The organism is Pelagibacterium sediminicola (assembly GCF_003390885.1).
In the GTDB taxonomy this organism is placed as follows: domain Bacteria; phylum Pseudomonadota; class Alphaproteobacteria; order Rhizobiales; family Devosiaceae; genus Pelagibacterium; species Pelagibacterium sediminicola.
This window is the reverse complement of record NZ_QMEL01000008.1, coordinates 79,527-95,217: the sequence shown is the minus strand read 5'-3', so window position 1 is coordinate 95,217 and position 15,691 is coordinate 79,527. Positions and strand designations below refer to the sequence as shown.

Below are 15,691 nucleotides of genomic sequence, written 5' to 3'. Positions count from 1 at the left end.
GATGGGCCGGAAGGGGTTTGAGCCGGTGCGGTCGAGAGAGAGCGCTGCCCGGCTTGATCCTGACTTGCTCTCCCGAGGAATCCCCGATGAACATGATTTCCGCATCCGCGGCGGCATCCGCCACCGCGCCGCTTCCGTTCGACCATGACGCTGAGACCGCGGCCTGCGTTTTCACCGCTGCCGGTCTGCTGCTGCCGCATCTGGAACGCGGTCAGCGTGTCGACGCCGCCACGCTGCGCGGCGCCATGGAGGCCGCCTTCGGCACGTCCGATGCCACCGGCGCTTGGGACTGGAAGACCGCCTATGATGCCTGCGAGGCGGCGACCGTCCTCTTCCTGCGCAAATACGGCAATGCACTTTTCCGCAAAGCCGGGTCTCCGTCGGCAATCCTGCCGCAGCTTACGAAAATTGCCGGGCTCCTGCCGACCCACACCCGGCGTTCCGAGGAAGCGCAGACCTTCCAGCAGTTCTCCACCCCGATCCCTCTCGGCTTCGCTGCGGTGACGGCGGCGGCGATCACACACGCCGACCGCGTGCTGGAGCCCTCGGCCGGCACCGGGCTCCTCGCCATCCTGGCCGAGATCGCCGGCGGTGCGCTGCTCGTCAACGAACTGGCCGAGGTCCGCGCCGGCCTGCTTTCCTCCCTCTTTCCGGCCCTGTCCGTCACCCGCTTCGACGCCGCCCAGATCGACGATCATCTCGATCCCGGCCTGATCCCGACAGTGGTGCTAATGAACCCGCCGTTCTCGGTCATGGCCCATGTCGAGGGCCGCGTGGCTGATGCCGCCTTCCGCCATGTCGCCTCGACGCTGGCGCGCCTTGCGCCCGGCGGGCGGCTCGTCACCATCACCGGCGCGAGCTTCGCCCCCGACAATCCGGCCTGGACGGCTAACTGGAAACGGCTGCAGGAGCGCGGCCGCGTGGTCTTCTCGGCCGTCATCGATGGATCGGTCTATGCCAAGCACGGCACGACCATCGACACGCGGCTGACCGTCATCGACAAGCTGCCCGCCGAAGACCCGGCGGTGTTCCCGGCAGCGCCCGGTGTGGCGTCGGATGTTGCCACCCTGATGGGCTGGCTGGCGGAGCAGCTTCCGGCCAGGCTTCCCGTCGATCCCGGCCTGGCCGTGCCGGTGGCACGACCGACCGCGCCGCGCACCGTGCGCGGCTATGTCAACCGCGCCGCGCGATCCGCGCCCGACGCGCCCCTTGCGGAACCGGAGGCCGTGCCGGTCGCCTACGAGATCGTGGATTGGGAACCGGCCGAGGGCGGCCGCCTCTCCGACGCGATCTACGAGGAATACGGTCTTCAGACCATCCGCATCGCCGGGGCGCAGGCGCATCCGACCCAGCTCGTGCAGTCGGCCTCGATGGCGAGCATCGCGCCGCCGAAGCCGAGCTATCGTCCGGTGCTGCCCAAAGACATTCTCGGCAGGCTGTCCGAGGCGCAGTTGGAGACGGTGATCTATGCCGGCGAGGCCCATATGGGATTCCTCGCCGGGGCTTGGACGGTGGACGACACGCTCGACAATCTTGCTGCCACGCCGGAGGACGCCAAGGGCGCCGTCCGCTTCCGCCAAGGGTTCATGGTCGGCGATGGCACCGGCGTCGGCAAGGGCCGGGAATCCGCAGCGATCATCCTCGACAACTGGATGCAGGGGCGGCGCAAGGCGGTCTGGATCTCGAAGTCCGACAAGCTGCTGGAGGATGCGCAGCGCGACTGGTCGGCGCTTGGCATGGAGCGGCTGCTGGTCACGCCGCTGTCGCGATTCCCGCAAGGCGCAAAGATCACCCTGAACGAAGGCATCCTATTTCTAACCTATGTCACGCTGCGCTCCGACGACCGCGGAGAAAGGATTTCCAGGGTCAGGCAGATCGTCGAATGGTTGGGTTCCGACTTCGATGGAGTGGTGATTTTCGACGAGGCGCACGCAATGGCCAATGCCGCAGGAGGCAAGGGAGAACGCGGCGATGTCGCCGCCAGCCAGCAGGGCCGTGCCGGGCTGCGCCTCCAGCACGCCCTGCCGCAGGCCCGCGTGGTCTATGTCTCGGCCACCGGCGCCACCACCGTCCACAATCTCGCCTATGCGCAGCGGCTCGGTCTCTGGGGCGGCGAGGATTTCCCATTCTCGACCAGGGCGGAGTTCGTCGAGGCGATCGAGGCCGGCGGCGTCGCGGCGATGGAGGTGCTGGCGCGCGACCTGCGGGCGCTTGGCCTCTACACCGCCCGCTCGCTGTCCTTCAAAGGCGTGGAATACGAGTTGCTCGACCACGAACTGACCCCTGAACAGGTCCGCATCTACGACAGCTATGCCGATGCCTTCGCCATCATCCATAACAATCTCGATGCGGCGATGCAGGCCGCCAACATCACCGGCGGCGAGGGCGGGTCCGGCACGTTGAACCGGCAGGCCAAATCCGCCGCCCGCTCGGCCTTCGAGAGCGCCAAGCAGCGGTTTTTCGGCCATTTGCTCACGTCCATGAAAACCCCGACGCTGATCCGGTCGATCACCAGCGATCTGGACGCGGGCCATTCCTCCGTCATCCAGATCGTCTCGACCGGCGAAGCGCTGATGGAAAGGCGGCTGGCGGAGATCCCCACCGAGGAATGGGGCGATCTGAAAATGGACCTCTCACCTCGTGAATATGTCCTGGATTACCTCGCCCATTCCTTCCCGGTGCAGCTCTACGAGCCGTTCACAGATTCGGAGGGCAACCTGTCCTCACGCCCGGTCTATCGCGACGGCCAGCCGGTCGAGAGCCGCGAGGCCGCGGCCCGGCGCGACGAGATGATCGCCAGCCTCGCCAGCTTGCCGCCGGTCCCCGGCGCGCTGGACCAGATCATCCAGCATTTCGGCACCGACACGGTGGCCGAGGTGACGGGCCGCTCGCGCCGCATCGTCCGCAAGCGTGGCGTCACCATCGACCGGCTTGTCGTGGAGAACCGTGCCGGTTCTGCCAATCTGGCCGAGACGCAAGCCTTCATGGATGATGCCAAGCGCGTGCTGGTCTTTTCGGACGCGGGCGGCACGGGCCGGTCGTATCACGCCGAACTGTCGGCGAAGAACACCCGGCTGCGTGTCCACTATCTCCTCGAAGCCGGGTGGAAGGCGGACGCCGCCATCCAGGGACTCGGCCGCACCCATCGCACCAATCAGGCCCAGCCGCCGCTGTTCCGGCCGATCTCGACCAATGTGAAGGCCGAGAAGCGTTTCCTCTCGACCATTGCCCGCCGCCTCGACACGCTGGGCGCGATCACGCGCGGCCAGCGGCAGACCGGCGGCCAGGGCCTGTTCCGGCCCGAGGATAATCTGGAATCGCATTACGCACGCGACGCGCTCCGCCAGCTCTATCTCTTAATGGTGCGCGGCAAAGTCGATGGCTGCAGCCTTGAGCGGTTCGAGTCCGCGACCGGCCTAAAGCTGATGGACTCGAACGGCATCAAGGATGATCTGCCCGCCATCACCACCTTCCTCAACCGGCTGCTGGCGCTGACCATTGAGCTTCAGGGCGTGCTCTTCACCGCCTTCGAGCAGCTTCTGACCGCGCGCATCGAGGGCGCCATCGCATCTGGCACCTATGATGTCGGGCTGGAGACGCTGCGCGCCGAGAGCTTCGCCGTCACCAACCGGCAGGTGATCTACACCCACCCGCGCACCGGGGCCGAGACCAGCCTGCTGACCATCACCGAGCGCAGGCGCAACTGCCCGGTGACGCTCGATGCCGCCCTGGCCGAACTCGATGATCCGCGCGCGAAGCTGCTGATCAACGAGCGCTCGGGGCGCGCGGCGGTGCAGATCCCCACCACCAGCGTCATGCTGGACGATGGCGAGATCGAGCGCCGCGTTCGGCTTATCAGGCCAATGGAGGCCCATAACGTCCCGGTCAGGATGATGGGCGAAACCCATTGGGTCGAGGTGGACCGGGACGCCTTCGCCTCAGCCTGGAATGCCGAACTCGCGGAAGTGCCTGAGTTCGCGGACAGCACGCTGCATATGGTGACGGGCCTGCTGCTGCCGATCTGGAAGCGGCTGCCGAACGACTCCACCCGCGTCTATCGGCTCCAGACCGATGCCGGCGAGCGCATCATCGGCCGCAAGGTCTCGCCGGCCTGGGCGGCAAACGCGACCACGACCGGCATCGCGAAGGTCGCGCCCGAGGATGCCTTCACGGCGCTGATGGAAGGCCGGACGATCCTCGATCTCGCCGAGGGCCTCCAGCTTCGCCGGGTCCGCGTCATGGGGGTGAACCGCATCGAGCTTTCCGGCTTCACCGATACCATGCGCCAGCGTCTCAGCGCCTATGGCCTGTTTCACGAGATCATCTCGTGGAAGCTGCGCATGTTCGTGCCGGTCGATGCCAGCGGACCCGCCGTGCTGGCCAAGCTCTTCGACCGCTGGCCGGTCGAACGCATCGGCGAGCGGGAGGCTGCATGATGCCGCGTCACGACGCATCTGAACTGGCAACCCGTCTCGGCCGAGAGGCCGAGGCGGTCTGCCGCCACTATCTGTCGTCCGGCCACCGCGCCGGGCGATACTGGCTGGTCGGCGATGTGCAGAACACTCCTGGCCGCTCGATGTTCGTCCGCCTTGCCGGGCCGGAATCCGGCAAGGGCGCGGCGGGGAAATGGACCGACATGGCCACCGGGGAGCATGGCGATCTGCTCGACGTCATCCGCGAGGCGCTTGGCCTTGCCGACTTCAGGGACGTGGCCGAGGAAGCGCGCCGTTTCCTGTCGATCCCGCATCCCGAACCGGAGAAGACGAGGACGCCGACCGGCAGCACCTCCAGCACCGCGCCCGGTTCGCCTGAAGCGTCGCGCCGCCTCTTCGCCATGGCGCAACCGATCCACGGCACCCTTGCGGAGACCTACCTCAACGGGCGGGCGATCACTTCACTCTCGGGCACCGCCGCGCTGCGCTTCCATCCGCGCTGCTACTATAGACCTGATGAGCATGCGCCCACCGAGAGCAGGCCGGCACTTGTTGCCGTCGTCACCGATCTTGCCGGGCAGCAGACCGGCGCGCATCGCACCTGGCTCGCCCCGGACGGTTCCGGCAAGGCACCTGTCGAGACACCGCGGCGGGCGATGGGCGACCTTCTCGGGCACGCCGTCCGCTTCGGCACCGCCGATGAGGTGCTTGCCGCCGGCGAGGGCATCGAGACCGTGCTGTCGCCCCGTCAGGTTCTGCCCCGCATGCCGATGCTGGCGGCGCTTTCGGCCGCTCACCTCGCCGCCATCCTGTTCCCACTGAGCCTGCGCCGGCTCTATGTCGTCAGGGATCGCGACCCGGCCGGGGACGGTGCAAGAGACGGCCTGGTTGCCAGAGCAGCGAGCCTCGGGATCGAGGCGATGTCGCTCACGCCGCGCGAGGGCGATTTCAATGATGATCTGCGACGCTTTGGTGCCAATGCCCTCAGGGCGACCCTGAAGGATCAGCTTCATCCCGAAGACGTCCGCCGTTTCATGGAAGGGTGAGGGCGTGATCGGTCCCGGAGGCGCGGCCCGGCTTCGCCCCGTGCCGGTCTCGGTTTCAGGTCATCGCCGGGAGCATCCCTCGTCGGAGTGTCCCGCACCCACGGCCTATCTCGAGAGGGCGATCGGCGCACAAATGGGACGGGCAGGCAATGGCCGGGTTTGGACTATTTTCCGCCGGCGGCGAGCCGCCTTTGCATCGCGAAAGTCAAAATAGTCCACCCCCGGCCATCGAGGCCCTCGCGGAGCGGGCGAGGGCTGCCAACCCGTCCCGCCCGTGCGCTTCGACGCCTGCGAAGGCCGCGATGGGCGCGGTCTCCAGACGAAGGATGCAACCGATGACGTTTGATCCCGAATATGCAGGGGCCGAGCCGGTCCACACCTCCTCCCAGACCGATCACGCCCTCACCGAACTCCATCTCTACGGCTGGCGCCCGTTCCAGGACGAACCCGATCCAAGGCCGCTGCCCGACGGCAATATCGTCGCCGCCGCCGTCACCGATATCTTCGACGCCCTTGTGGCGACGCTCAGCGACACCCGCCTCGAGCCCGATCTCGAAGAGCTGCTCTGGGGGGCCGCCAATCTCTTCCACCGCGCCACCGGCCGAGTGGAACGCGATCTCGACGACAACGAGCAGGCGCAGCGTCGGATGCAGCGGGAACAGGACGGCAGCGAGGTGAAGTCGGTCGAACTCGAACGCCTCACGGCAGAAGGGCAGACCCTGATCGAACGGCGCAGCAGCATGGAACTCTTCCGCGACCTCGCCGCCGAAGCATTCGAGCACCACACGGGCAGCGCCTGGCGACCGCGCACCGGCTCGATGGTCAACCATCGCAACCTGACCGCCGCGATGATCGACAGCCGCGACTTTCTGGCCGCGAAGCGCCGGGCCGAGACCGAGGTGATGCTGCCCGCCGGCCCCAAGGTGGCCGTGACAGGCGGCGCCGACTTCAACGACCACCGGCTGATCTGGGCGAAGCTCGATCAGGTCCATGCCAAGCACCCCGACATGGTGTTGCTGCACGGCGGCTCGCCGAAAGGAGCCGAACTGATCGCCTCCCGCTGGGCCGATCACCGCAAGGTGCCTCAGGTCGCCTTCCGGCCCGACTGGACCAAGCACGCCAAGGCCGCGCCCTTCAAGCGAAACGATGCCATGCTGGATGTCCTGCCGGTCGGCGTCCTCGTCTTCCCCGGTACCGGGATTCAGGAGAATCTCGCCGACAAGGCCCGCAAGCTCGGCATCCCGGTCATGAAGTTCGACGGCGGCGCGTAAGCGCCGCCGCCTGGCGGCTTTCAGCCGCCGATACTTGACAGGAGGCAAGGCCGCGCCTTTGATGAAATATCCTTGCAGAACCGGCGAAGCAGCATAGTCGCAGGCGGAGCGCATCTCCCGGCAGCCTGTCGTGATCCCCAACCGTTCTCTGGAGGTTTCCATGACGCTGATCCTGCTCGCCATCTCGCTCACCATCGCGGCCTGCGTAATCGCCTGGAATCTCGCGATCTATGCCTTGCCCGTCATGGTAGCCATCACGGCCGCGCAATATGCCTGGGGCGCGGGGGCCGGGGTCGTGATGTCCGGCCTCATAGCCATCGGCGCCGCCGTGCTCTCGATCGCGCTTGTGATCGTGGTTCTTGGCTTCGCGAAGAACCCGGCCCTGCGGCTCATTGCGCTCGCTCTCTTCGCCGTACCCGCCGTCATCGCCGGCTATGCCCTTGTCTATGGCATCACCAAGAACGCCATCGACTCGGGGCTGGTTCTCAACCTGCTCGGCGGCATGGGCGGCCTTGTCATCGGCATCTCGGCCATCGTCAATCTGAACGCCCTCGGCGAGTCGGTGTTCTCTCGCTGAAACGGCAGACGCGATCAGCCACTTCTGAGGAAGACCGGTAGCTTGCGCCGCCGGACCTCGGTCGTTTCGCCCAAGACGGAAAAGCAGTTCGTCGCAGCACGTCACCATCGCACACGGCCTGCTTCTCGCGGCTCTGGAAATGGTCTGCGGTGCGAACCGCGGTCCCGTGCGGTCGATGCCCCGCTGCGTCGGTCCACGTCGTTTCGTGGGGCCTTCGCGAACACCTTCCTTGCCCCTTCACGATGCTGTGGGACCGAGCCTTTGGCCGATGAAGCAGGGCGGCGCCATACCGGACCTGAGAACCCGATAGCTTGTTCGATCACATCGCGGATGACATGGCCTTCCGGCGGCGGACACGACGGTGACCGGCAAAGACGGTTGAACGAGTGCCATGCCGGTGGTCTCGGTTCGCAGGGGGCCTGCCTGGTCGCTGTCGCCAGCAAGGACGATGGTTCTGCTGTGCGTCCCCGATCTGCTTTCGAAAGCACCATCCCTCCGCCTGACTGATCCCCTAAGTCCGTTCGGCCTCCACCAGCAACCCCCGCGGCTCCCAGCCGTGTTGCCGCGCAAACGCGGCTGCCCGCCCCACCTGGGGCCTTAGGGGCAAGCTGCCGCAAGGGCGGCAGTTGCAGGAGTCTTCCGACGGCCTTGGCCGGGTCTCGTCGGAGGGACGGTCCCTCCGAGGAGCAACGGAGACCTACAATGCAGAACATCGTCATCCTCGCCGGCAACATCGGTCAGGCCCCCGAAACCCGCACCACCCAGGGCGGCACCGGCATCACCCACTTCACCCTGGCCACCTCGCGCCCCCGCTATTCGGAAGGCCGCGTCCTGCGCGACGAGAACGGCTATCGGGTCCAGGACACCGAATGGCACCGCATCACCTGCTTCAACGGCCTCGGCAAGACGGTCCAGCAGCATTGCGACAAGGGCATGAAGGTTCTGGTTCGCGGCCGCATCCACTACACGAAATGGACCGATGCCGCCGGGGTCGATCGCTACGGCTGCGAGATCATCGCCGAGACGGTCGATTTCCTGAGCCGGGCGAAGCAGACCGAGAACGACGACGGCAAGTTCATCGACGACGATGACATTCCGTTCTGATCGGGAACCCGAGGCCCGGCGGCGCAAGCCGCCGGGTTTCTCCCCTGTCTCAACGGATCGCGCCCGCCGCCTCTGGCAAGGTCCAGCGACCGAATCAGACGGGCATGGACGAGGGCGTCGCCTCTCTATCCATGATAATTGCACCTGAATTTCGGCTGGCGCTCATAGCAAGAACGACTATTATAGTCGTAGTTCTGGAGTGCGTGCATATCCCGGTGGGAGGTGATCATGTATGATCACCGCTCGCCAATCACGGGCTGCGCGCGCGTTACTGGGATGGACACAGGAGACGCTCGCCGACAAGGCCCAGGTCGCATTGACCGCACTCAAACGCCTCGAATCCCAAAGCGGGCTCGAGGTGTTCGAGTCCACCCGCGACCAGGTGCGCCGCGCTCTCGAAGCGGCCGGGATCGTTTTCCTGTCGACAGATAAGGGCGAGGGCGTGTTGCTGCAACACAATGGAGCCAACACCGACAAACGGTGAAATAGCGGCCAGCGTGATGTCAGGTTCTCGTCAAAAGGAATGGCTATCTTCCGCCGAAGATGGTTAACAAATACGTTACCCGAACGTGAGCGAATGATGGGCCGCGCGACACAGACATATCTCGACAAACCGCCGTCCAGCCAGACGCTGACATCCTATGATCGCGAGCACATGAAACTCTACATGCGCCTGCTCGATGCCGAGCGTGATGGCGCCGATTGGCGCGAAGCTGTGCAGGTTCTCTTTGGCCTCGATCCAGAGTGCGATCCCGACCGCTGCCGCTCCATCCATGATTCTCATCTCGCGCGCGCGAATTGGATGACCGAACACGGCTACCGCGAGCTGGTCCGCGAAAGCCAGCGCAAGTCCTGACGCGTGATGCGTGCCGCGCATCACCTGTTGACCATCGCCTGACTTCTCCAACTCAACCCGTGCGGGAATCCTGACCATCCCCAATTCGTTTGAGTAGACCCGGGAGGCCGCGATGACCCCTGACGCATCGACCTGGCGTTTGTCGGCGCAATACGACCATCTGGATGAACTGACGGCATCCGATCTGGCCTGGGAATGGCTTCGCCGCAATGACGATTATGACGCAGATTTTGAAGCCTCAATTGCCGACCATGGAGACCCCCAACCGCTGACCGAACGGATCCGGCAGCGCTGGGGGTTGCGATTTCCCTGTCGATCCGCTGGTCCCGCCGCCCGATGCGCCGGTCTTCTGGCTCCCGGCGGAGGACACAAGTGTGGTGGTGCTGACCGGGGTCCCTTCGGAACTTGACGACAGCACTGAAGGCGCTCCGCCGAACTGGCGCCTCGACTTCTCGGTCGAGAACGCTGGCGCGGAGTTCCATGTCCCGCTTGGCAATGGGCAGAAGCTCCAGATCTTCGACGGCGCCATTATGGGGGACGCGATCGCGGTCGCCGTCGTCCCTCTCAGCCTCGCCGGTTTCGACCGGATCGAGGCCATTCAACGCTTCCTTTCCGCCCTGCATGGTCGTGCGATCCCGCCGGATACACGCATGACACGCCAGCAACGCGCGCGCCTCCGACGGATGCTACGGGCCTTCGATGGCCATCGGGCCGGCGTCACGCAGCAGGAGATCGCGCGGGTTCTTCTGAACACCGGCCGGCTTGACCGGGACGAATGGCAGGCGTCCTCGGCCCGTCATGCCATCAAGGCACTCCTGCGCGACGCCCGTTCCATGGTCGCCGGCGGTTATCGGAAACTCCTTCGTCATCGCCGCCCACGATAACGCGATCCTGCGGCCCCTGATGGTGGGCGATTTCGATACCCCCCAACTTCGCCCTGCACCTCGCCGCACTTCCTTCGCCACCGTGGTCGTTGCCCGCCGCTGATCCGCAGCGGCCGTTTGCAACCCCACGGAGGCCCGATCATGCCACATGAACCCGTCGTCCTGCCGCCGCGCTTCCTGCGGACCAAAGAGGCCGCGACCTTTCTCAGCCTCTCGGCCCGGACTCTCGAAAAGCACCGCACCTACGGAACCGGGCCTGCCTATCGCAAGCTCGGCGGCCGCGTAGTCTATGCCATCGACGATCTCGAAGCCTGGACCGAGCGCGGCGCGGTGACCTCCACCTCCGATCCGCGCGGCTCCGTACTGCCCGCCAAGCGTCATGCGTTTCCGTCCGGCCCGCAGGCTGGTCGTTATGCCCGCTGACCGCTCGCGGTTTTCTTCATGACGGTGCGACGTCGATCCCTTTCCGAGCGTGGGCAACTCGACCTGTTCAGGGCGCTCCCCGGCGATTTCGCGCCACGAGACGCGCAGGATCTCATGGCCTACCCCTTCTTCTCCCTCGCCAAGTCGAAGCGCATCGCGCCGATCGACTTCGCCACCGGCAATGTCTCCATCCGGGTCGAGGCCGTTCCCGATCATGGTATGGCCACGATCTGGGACGCCGATATTCTGATCTGGGCGGCGAGCCAGATCGTCGAAGCCCGCGACAGCGGCCTTCGCACCTCCCGACTGATGGCCGCCACGCCCTATGAGATTCTCACCTATGTCGGGCGCGGCACCGGCTTGCGCGACTATCAGCGGCTGAAGGCAGCTCTCGACCGGCTGCAGTCGACCACGATCTCCACCTCGATTCGCCAGCCGGTCGAAGGCCGCCGGCATCGCTTTTCGTGGATCAACGAGTGGCAGGAGCGCACCGACCGCAACGGCCGACCCGATGGCATCGAGATGATCGTGCCGGACTGGTTCTACCAGGCTGTCCTGGATGATGCCCTCGTGCTGACCATCGACCGGACCTATTTCGATCTCACCGGCGGCCTCGACCGCTGGCTCTATCGCCTGGTGCGCAAGCACGGCGGCCGCCAGCGCGATGGCTGGCGGTTCGATTTCCGTCACCTTCACCAGAAATCCGGCAGCCTGTCGCCCTTCAAGCGTTTTGCCTTCGAACTGCGCGACATCATCCGGCGCCAGCCGCTGCCCGGCTATTTGCTGTTCCTTGAAGCCGAAGTCGGCGGGCGGATGTTGCTGGCCTTCGAGCCGCTGTCGGCCTGTGGAAAACCTGTGGATGGCCTCGTGCTATCAGGAACCCGGACTATCGTGCTATCGGGAACCGGAGGCTCGTGCTATCAGGAACCGAAACCGGCCTTAACCCATAGCAGTCATTCAGGAAATCGCGCCCTTAACTTAGAGTCTAACAAAGAGTCTAACTTTGAAGAGCGTGCGCGCGATGTGGAAAACCTCATCCGCGACACCGCCAGAAGCCTTGGCAGAGCCGCGAAGAAGAGGGCATCCGACGCCCCGACATCGCCTCGACCGGCATCTGATCGAGGCGCAACCGAGGCTCCTGAATCTGCAGAAAGACCCCGCCTGCCTCTCGATCTGCCGGGGGGGTGCAAATGATCATCGCGCTCCTCAACCAGAAGGGCGGCGTCGGCAAGACGACGCTGGCCCTGCATCTCGCCGGTGAGCTGGCGCGGGGCGGCAAGCGCGTCACCCTGATCGACGCCGATCCGCAAGGTTCCGCCCTCGACTGGCCGCAACAACGCGCGCGTGAGGGCCTGCCCCGTGCCTTCGGCACACTCGGCCTTGCGCGCGACACGCTGCACCGTGAAGCGCCCGAACTCGCCCGCGACGTCGATCATATCGTCATCGACGGGCCGCCGCGGGTCGCCGGCCTCATGCGCTCGGCGCTGCTCGCCGCCGATCTCGTGCTGATCCCGGTGCAGCCATCGCCGTTCGACGGCTGGGCCTCGGCCGAGATGCTCGCCCTCCTGGCGGAAGCGCGCATCTATCGCCCGCAGCTTGTCGCGCGCTTCGTGCTCAACCGCTGCGGGGCCCGCACCGTCATCGCCCGCGAAACGGCCGAGACGCTGGCGGACCACGACCCTCCCCTGCTCGCCAGTGCCATCGGCCAGCGCGTCGTTTTCGCCGACGCCGCGCAGACCGGGCGGCTCGCCAGTGAGATCGACGCCCAATCACCTGCGGCGCGCGAGATCGCAGCACTGGCTACCGAGGTCGAACGGCTGGGGATCGGGAGGGTATCGGCATGACGATCCTTACCGGCGACGGCCGCGACCAGATGCCCTGGCACGCACCCTATGACATGATCCTCGCCGATCCGCCCTATGGCGACACCTCGCTCCCCTGGGACCGGCGCGTCGAGGGCTGGGTCGCGCTGGCGCGCGCCGCCCTCAGACCGACCGGCTCGCTCTGGGTCTTCGGCTCGCTGCGCAGCTTCATGGCGACCGCCGACTGCTTCACTGACGCCGGCCTGCGGATCGCGCAAGAAGTGGTCTGGGAGAAGCAGAACGGCACCGGGTTTCATGCCGACCGCTTCAAGCGCGTGCATGAACTGGCCGTGCAGTTCTATCCCGCCGAGACGGCCTGGCGCGACATCTACAACGACCCGCAAACCACGCCCGATGCGACGGCCCGGACGGTGCGGCGCAAGCAGCGTCCGCCCCATACCGGCCAGATCGACGCCGGGCATTACGTCAGCCATGACGGTGGGCCGCGCCTCATGCGCTCGGTCATCTACCTACGCAACTGTCACGGCCGCGCCATCCATCCGACCGAGAAACCGTCGGCGCTCCTGGAAATCCTGATCCGCACGAGCTGCCCGGAAGGCGGCCTGGTCGTGGACTGGTTCGCCGGTTCCGGCGCGGCAGGCGAAGCCTGCCGACTTTCCGGCCGGCGCTATATCGGCTGCGAGATCGACCCCGCGATGGCCGAGCGCGCTCGGGCGCGCATCGCCACCGTGCTGCCGTTCCATGACGGAGGCTCGTCATGACGACTCGCACCGACAAGCGCGGCTTTGCCACCCGCCCGGTCGATCCCGATGGCTGGATCAGGGCCGGCGACACGCGGCCAGCACGAGATGGCGCCGCAGCCACCCATTCCGCCCGGCTGACGATCGACATCACGCCCGAGCTTCGCGGGCGGATCAAGATCGCAGCAATCAGGCGCGGCGGCACCGTCACCGACATGCTGCGCGACCTGCTCGCGCGCGAATTCCCTGATACATCAGGAGAGCGCTCATGATCGGCGCCGCAGCTCATGAAGATGACCTGACCCGCGTGGAACTGACGTGGGTGGAAAAGAAGATCGAGTTCTGGATCAGATTCGGTCAGGAGGCCGGGGAAAATATCCTCGACCGCAGCCGCCGCACCGTCTCTTTCCGTCCCGGTGCCGTGTTCGCATTCGTCCGCTGGGCGGCGAATGACTATGGCACCGTCATCTCGCGGATCGACATCCTGCGCGCCGTCGCGCCCGGCTGCGCCTATCAAACACTGCCCTTCGTGCGTCCCGGTGCGGAAATCCTGCTCAGGATCGATACCTGGCCGAAGGTCGAGGACGTCCTCCGCCATGTCGATGCCATCGAGGCGCTCGGCATCGATCCGGCCGAGGTCGATCCCGACCACTGGCGGCACGTCGCCCACTGGATGAACGCAGGGGAAGCGCCGCGCCCCTACACCGCCGAGCGCCATCAAGCATGGCTCCGGCGCCGGGAGATCGCCCCATGACCCGCTTTCGCTATGTCATGGTGACGGCGGTGGCCGTGCTCGGGATCGCCATCGCCGCTGTCGTTCCGACCGCGCCAAGGCTGCTTTGGAACGCATCGGCCAGCGTGCCAATCGGGTTCTACACCGTCGTGCCCACTGACCGGATCGAGGTGCCCGATCTGGTCGCGGTCATTCCACCTGAACCCTTCGCCTCTTTCATAGTCGAACGCAGCTACGTTGCCCGCGACGTGCCGCTTCTGAAGCGCGTCCTCGGCCTGCCCGGACAGCGCGTATGCCGCACTGGCCGCGCGATCACCGTCGACGCGGTTCCGCTCGGCGAGGCGCACGACCGCGACAGCCTCGGCCGAGATCTGCCGGTCTGGCAGGGCTGCCGCGTCATTGCCGAGGGCGAAGTGTTCCTGATGAACCCGGACGTCGGCGACAGCCTCGACGGTCGCTATTTCGGCCCGTTCCCCGCCTCGGCGGTGATCGGCCACGCGATCCCGCTTTTCACCGACGAAGACGGCGATGGCCGCTTCGTCTGGCGCGCGCCGGTGCGGTGACGGCTCGTCCATAGCGGGGCGGTTGAGCCGTCCCGCGTCTTCTCCACCGCATAGGAAAGGAGCCTCCAATGGCACAGATCGGCCAGTTTACCCGCACCCCGTCCGGCTATTCCGGGCAGCTTCGCACCCTTTCGCTCGACCTTGAGCTGACCTTTGTTCCGACCGACAACGCCGAGTCCGAGAAGGCGCCCGCCTATCGCATTCATCTCGGCGATGAGGACGGGCCGGAGGTCGGCGCAGGCTGGAAACATTCCGGCGAGCGCGCGGGACCGTTCGTCTCCGTCATTCTCGACGATCCCGTCTTCCAGCAGCCGATCCGCGCCCGCCTGTTCCAGTCGGACGAGGATGGCCGCGATTGGGGCCTGCACTGGACCCGTCCGAAGAAGCGCGACGAACAGGAGTGAGCATGGTCACGTCCTGCACCCGTCCCGCCTCGGGGAGATGCGGCGCGCGCCGCGGTATCCTCTTCCTTCTTCTTTCCGGCCTGTTCATCCCGGCCATCACTACGCCGCCGGTTCTAGCGCAGACCACCGTGCCGGATCGTGCTGTCACCACGCATCCGCACGGCGCGCATATCGAAGAGGCCTCGCGGCGTTTCGGCATCCCGGCGGCATGGATCGTTGCCGTGATGCGGGTCGAAAGCGCGGGCGATGTGCGCGCCGTATCGTCCGCCGGCGCGGTGGGGCTGATGCAGGTCATGCCCTCGACCTGGGCGGAGCTGCGCCTCCGTCATGCTCTCGGCCGCGATCCCTTCGAGCCGCGCGACAACATCCTCGCGGGCACGGCCTACCTGCGCGAGATGTGGGATCGCTACGGCAATGTCGCCGCCATGCTCGCGGCCTACAATGCCGGTCCCGGACGCTACGACGAATACCGCGCGACGTCTCGCCCGCTTCCGGCCGAGACGCGCGCCTATGTCGCTGCATTGATCCCGATCCTGCTCGGCGAGCAGCCTTCCGGCAGCGGTTCGTCGGTTGCCCCGCCGCTCGACTGGCGCGAGGCGGCGATCTTCGTGGCGAGCGAAATCGGTGCTTCCGCTGCCGATCCCGTGTCCTCCGACTGGACGCCGGACGCCGGTCCTTCGCTCGTCCCGGCGACACCAGATGCACTCAACGCCTTGCAGCCGGAGGGGCTGTTCGTCGCCCGCAATGCCGGTGAGGACCGGCCATGAGCATTGGCACCGCAATTCGCATCCCATCGGGCGCTGGCGTGTCATGGAGGGCGCAAAGGGTGGCGGC

At 66.3% G+C, this 15,691-nt stretch carries 18 protein-coding genes; all 18 read left to right on the top strand.

The window, feature by feature from the left end; genetic code table 11:
• Positions 1–86 precede the first annotated feature (86 nt).
• Positions 87–4,436 carry a strawberry notch-like NTP hydrolase domain-containing protein gene (locus tag DQG18_RS12945; protein ID WP_116654685.1) on the top strand — a complete coding sequence of 1,450 codons (4,350 nt, stop codon included), beginning with the start codon at positions 87–89 and terminating at the stop codon, positions 4,434–4,436.
• Entirely contained in the window at positions 4,436–5,479 is a 1,044-nt protein-coding gene (locus DQG18_RS12940; protein ID WP_066816305.1) for a DUF7146 domain-containing protein, read from the top strand. The genes DQG18_RS12945 and DQG18_RS12940 overlap by 1 nt, the downstream gene beginning before the upstream one ends.
• 335 nt (positions 5,480–5,814) lie before the next feature.
• On the top strand, positions 5,815–6,750 hold the full coding sequence (locus tag DQG18_RS12935) for a DUF2493 domain-containing protein (protein WP_066816302.1): 936 nt from the start codon (positions 5,815–5,817) through the stop codon (positions 6,748–6,750).
• A gap of 160 nt (positions 6,751–6,910) precedes the next feature.
• Complete coding sequence (locus tag DQG18_RS12930; protein ID WP_116654684.1) at positions 6,911–7,327, top strand: hypothetical protein; 417 nt, start codon at positions 6,911–6,913, stop codon at positions 7,325–7,327.
• A gap of 702 nt (positions 7,328–8,029) precedes the next feature.
• Positions 8,030–8,431 carry a single-stranded DNA-binding protein gene (locus tag DQG18_RS12925; RefSeq protein WP_058099094.1) on the top strand — a complete coding sequence of 134 codons (402 nt, stop codon included), beginning with the start codon at positions 8,030–8,032 and terminating at the stop codon, positions 8,429–8,431.
• 232 nt (positions 8,432–8,663) lie between these two features.
• Positions 8,664–8,915: a helix-turn-helix domain-containing protein gene (locus DQG18_RS12920; protein WP_058099093.1), complete on the top strand. Its 252-nt coding sequence runs from the start codon at positions 8,664–8,666 to the stop codon at positions 8,913–8,915.
• A 93-nt stretch (positions 8,916–9,008) separates the two neighbouring features.
• Positions 9,009–9,287, top strand: coding sequence for a DNA -binding domain-containing protein (locus DQG18_RS12915; protein ID WP_116654683.1), 279 nt, complete (start codon positions 9,009–9,011; stop codon positions 9,285–9,287).
• Between the two features lie 112 nt (positions 9,288–9,399).
• Complete coding sequence (locus DQG18_RS16565; protein ID WP_116654682.1) at positions 9,400–9,696, top strand: transcriptional regulator domain-containing protein; 297 nt, start codon at positions 9,400–9,402, stop codon at positions 9,694–9,696.
• Complete coding sequence (locus DQG18_RS12905) at positions 9,662–10,171, top strand: DUF2285 domain-containing protein (protein WP_245958460.1); 510 nt, start codon at positions 9,662–9,664, stop codon at positions 10,169–10,171. The genes DQG18_RS16565 and DQG18_RS12905 overlap by 35 nt, the downstream gene beginning before the upstream one ends.
• Before the next feature lie 141 nt (positions 10,172–10,312).
• Entirely contained in the window at positions 10,313–10,594 is a 282-nt protein-coding gene (locus DQG18_RS12900) for a helix-turn-helix transcriptional regulator (protein WP_012092626.1), read from the top strand.
• 18 nt (positions 10,595–10,612) lie between these two features.
• Complete coding sequence (locus DQG18_RS12895; protein ID WP_116654681.1) at positions 10,613–11,788, top strand: replication initiator protein A; 1,176 nt, start codon at positions 10,613–10,615, stop codon at positions 11,786–11,788.
• Positions 11,785–12,438, top strand: a complete 654-nt coding sequence (gene parA, locus DQG18_RS12890; RefSeq protein WP_116654680.1) for a ParA family partition ATPase — start codon at positions 11,785–11,787, stop codon at positions 12,436–12,438. Before DQG18_RS12895 ends, parA begins: the two co-directional genes overlap by 4 nt.
• Positions 12,435–13,178 (top strand): DNA-methyltransferase, encoded by a 744-nt coding sequence (locus DQG18_RS12885; RefSeq protein ID WP_116654679.1) that lies wholly within the window; start codon positions 12,435–12,437, stop codon positions 13,176–13,178. The genes parA and DQG18_RS12885 overlap by 4 nt, the downstream gene beginning before the upstream one ends.
• Positions 13,175–13,429, top strand: coding sequence for a hypothetical protein (locus tag DQG18_RS12880; RefSeq protein WP_116654678.1), 255 nt, complete (start codon positions 13,175–13,177; stop codon positions 13,427–13,429). Before DQG18_RS12885 ends, DQG18_RS12880 begins: the two co-directional genes overlap by 4 nt.
• Positions 13,426–13,911, top strand: a complete 486-nt coding sequence (locus DQG18_RS12875) for a DUF2840 domain-containing protein (protein ID WP_116654677.1) — start codon at positions 13,426–13,428, stop codon at positions 13,909–13,911. The genes DQG18_RS12880 and DQG18_RS12875 overlap by 4 nt, the downstream gene beginning before the upstream one ends.
• Positions 13,908–14,453 carry a S26 family signal peptidase gene (locus DQG18_RS12870; protein ID WP_116654676.1) on the top strand — a complete coding sequence of 182 codons (546 nt, stop codon included), beginning with the start codon at positions 13,908–13,910 and terminating at the stop codon, positions 14,451–14,453. Before DQG18_RS12875 ends, DQG18_RS12870 begins: the two co-directional genes overlap by 4 nt.
• 68 nt (positions 14,454–14,521) lie before the next feature.
• Entirely contained in the window at positions 14,522–14,857 is a 336-nt protein-coding gene (locus DQG18_RS12865; protein ID WP_116654675.1) for a DUF736 domain-containing protein, read from the top strand.
• Between the two features lie 2 nt (positions 14,858–14,859).
• A complete protein-coding gene (locus DQG18_RS12860; protein WP_116654674.1) occupies positions 14,860–15,624 on the top strand; it encodes a lytic transglycosylase domain-containing protein in 765 nt (254 codons plus the stop codon).
• Positions 15,625–15,691: the final 67 nt, after the last annotated feature.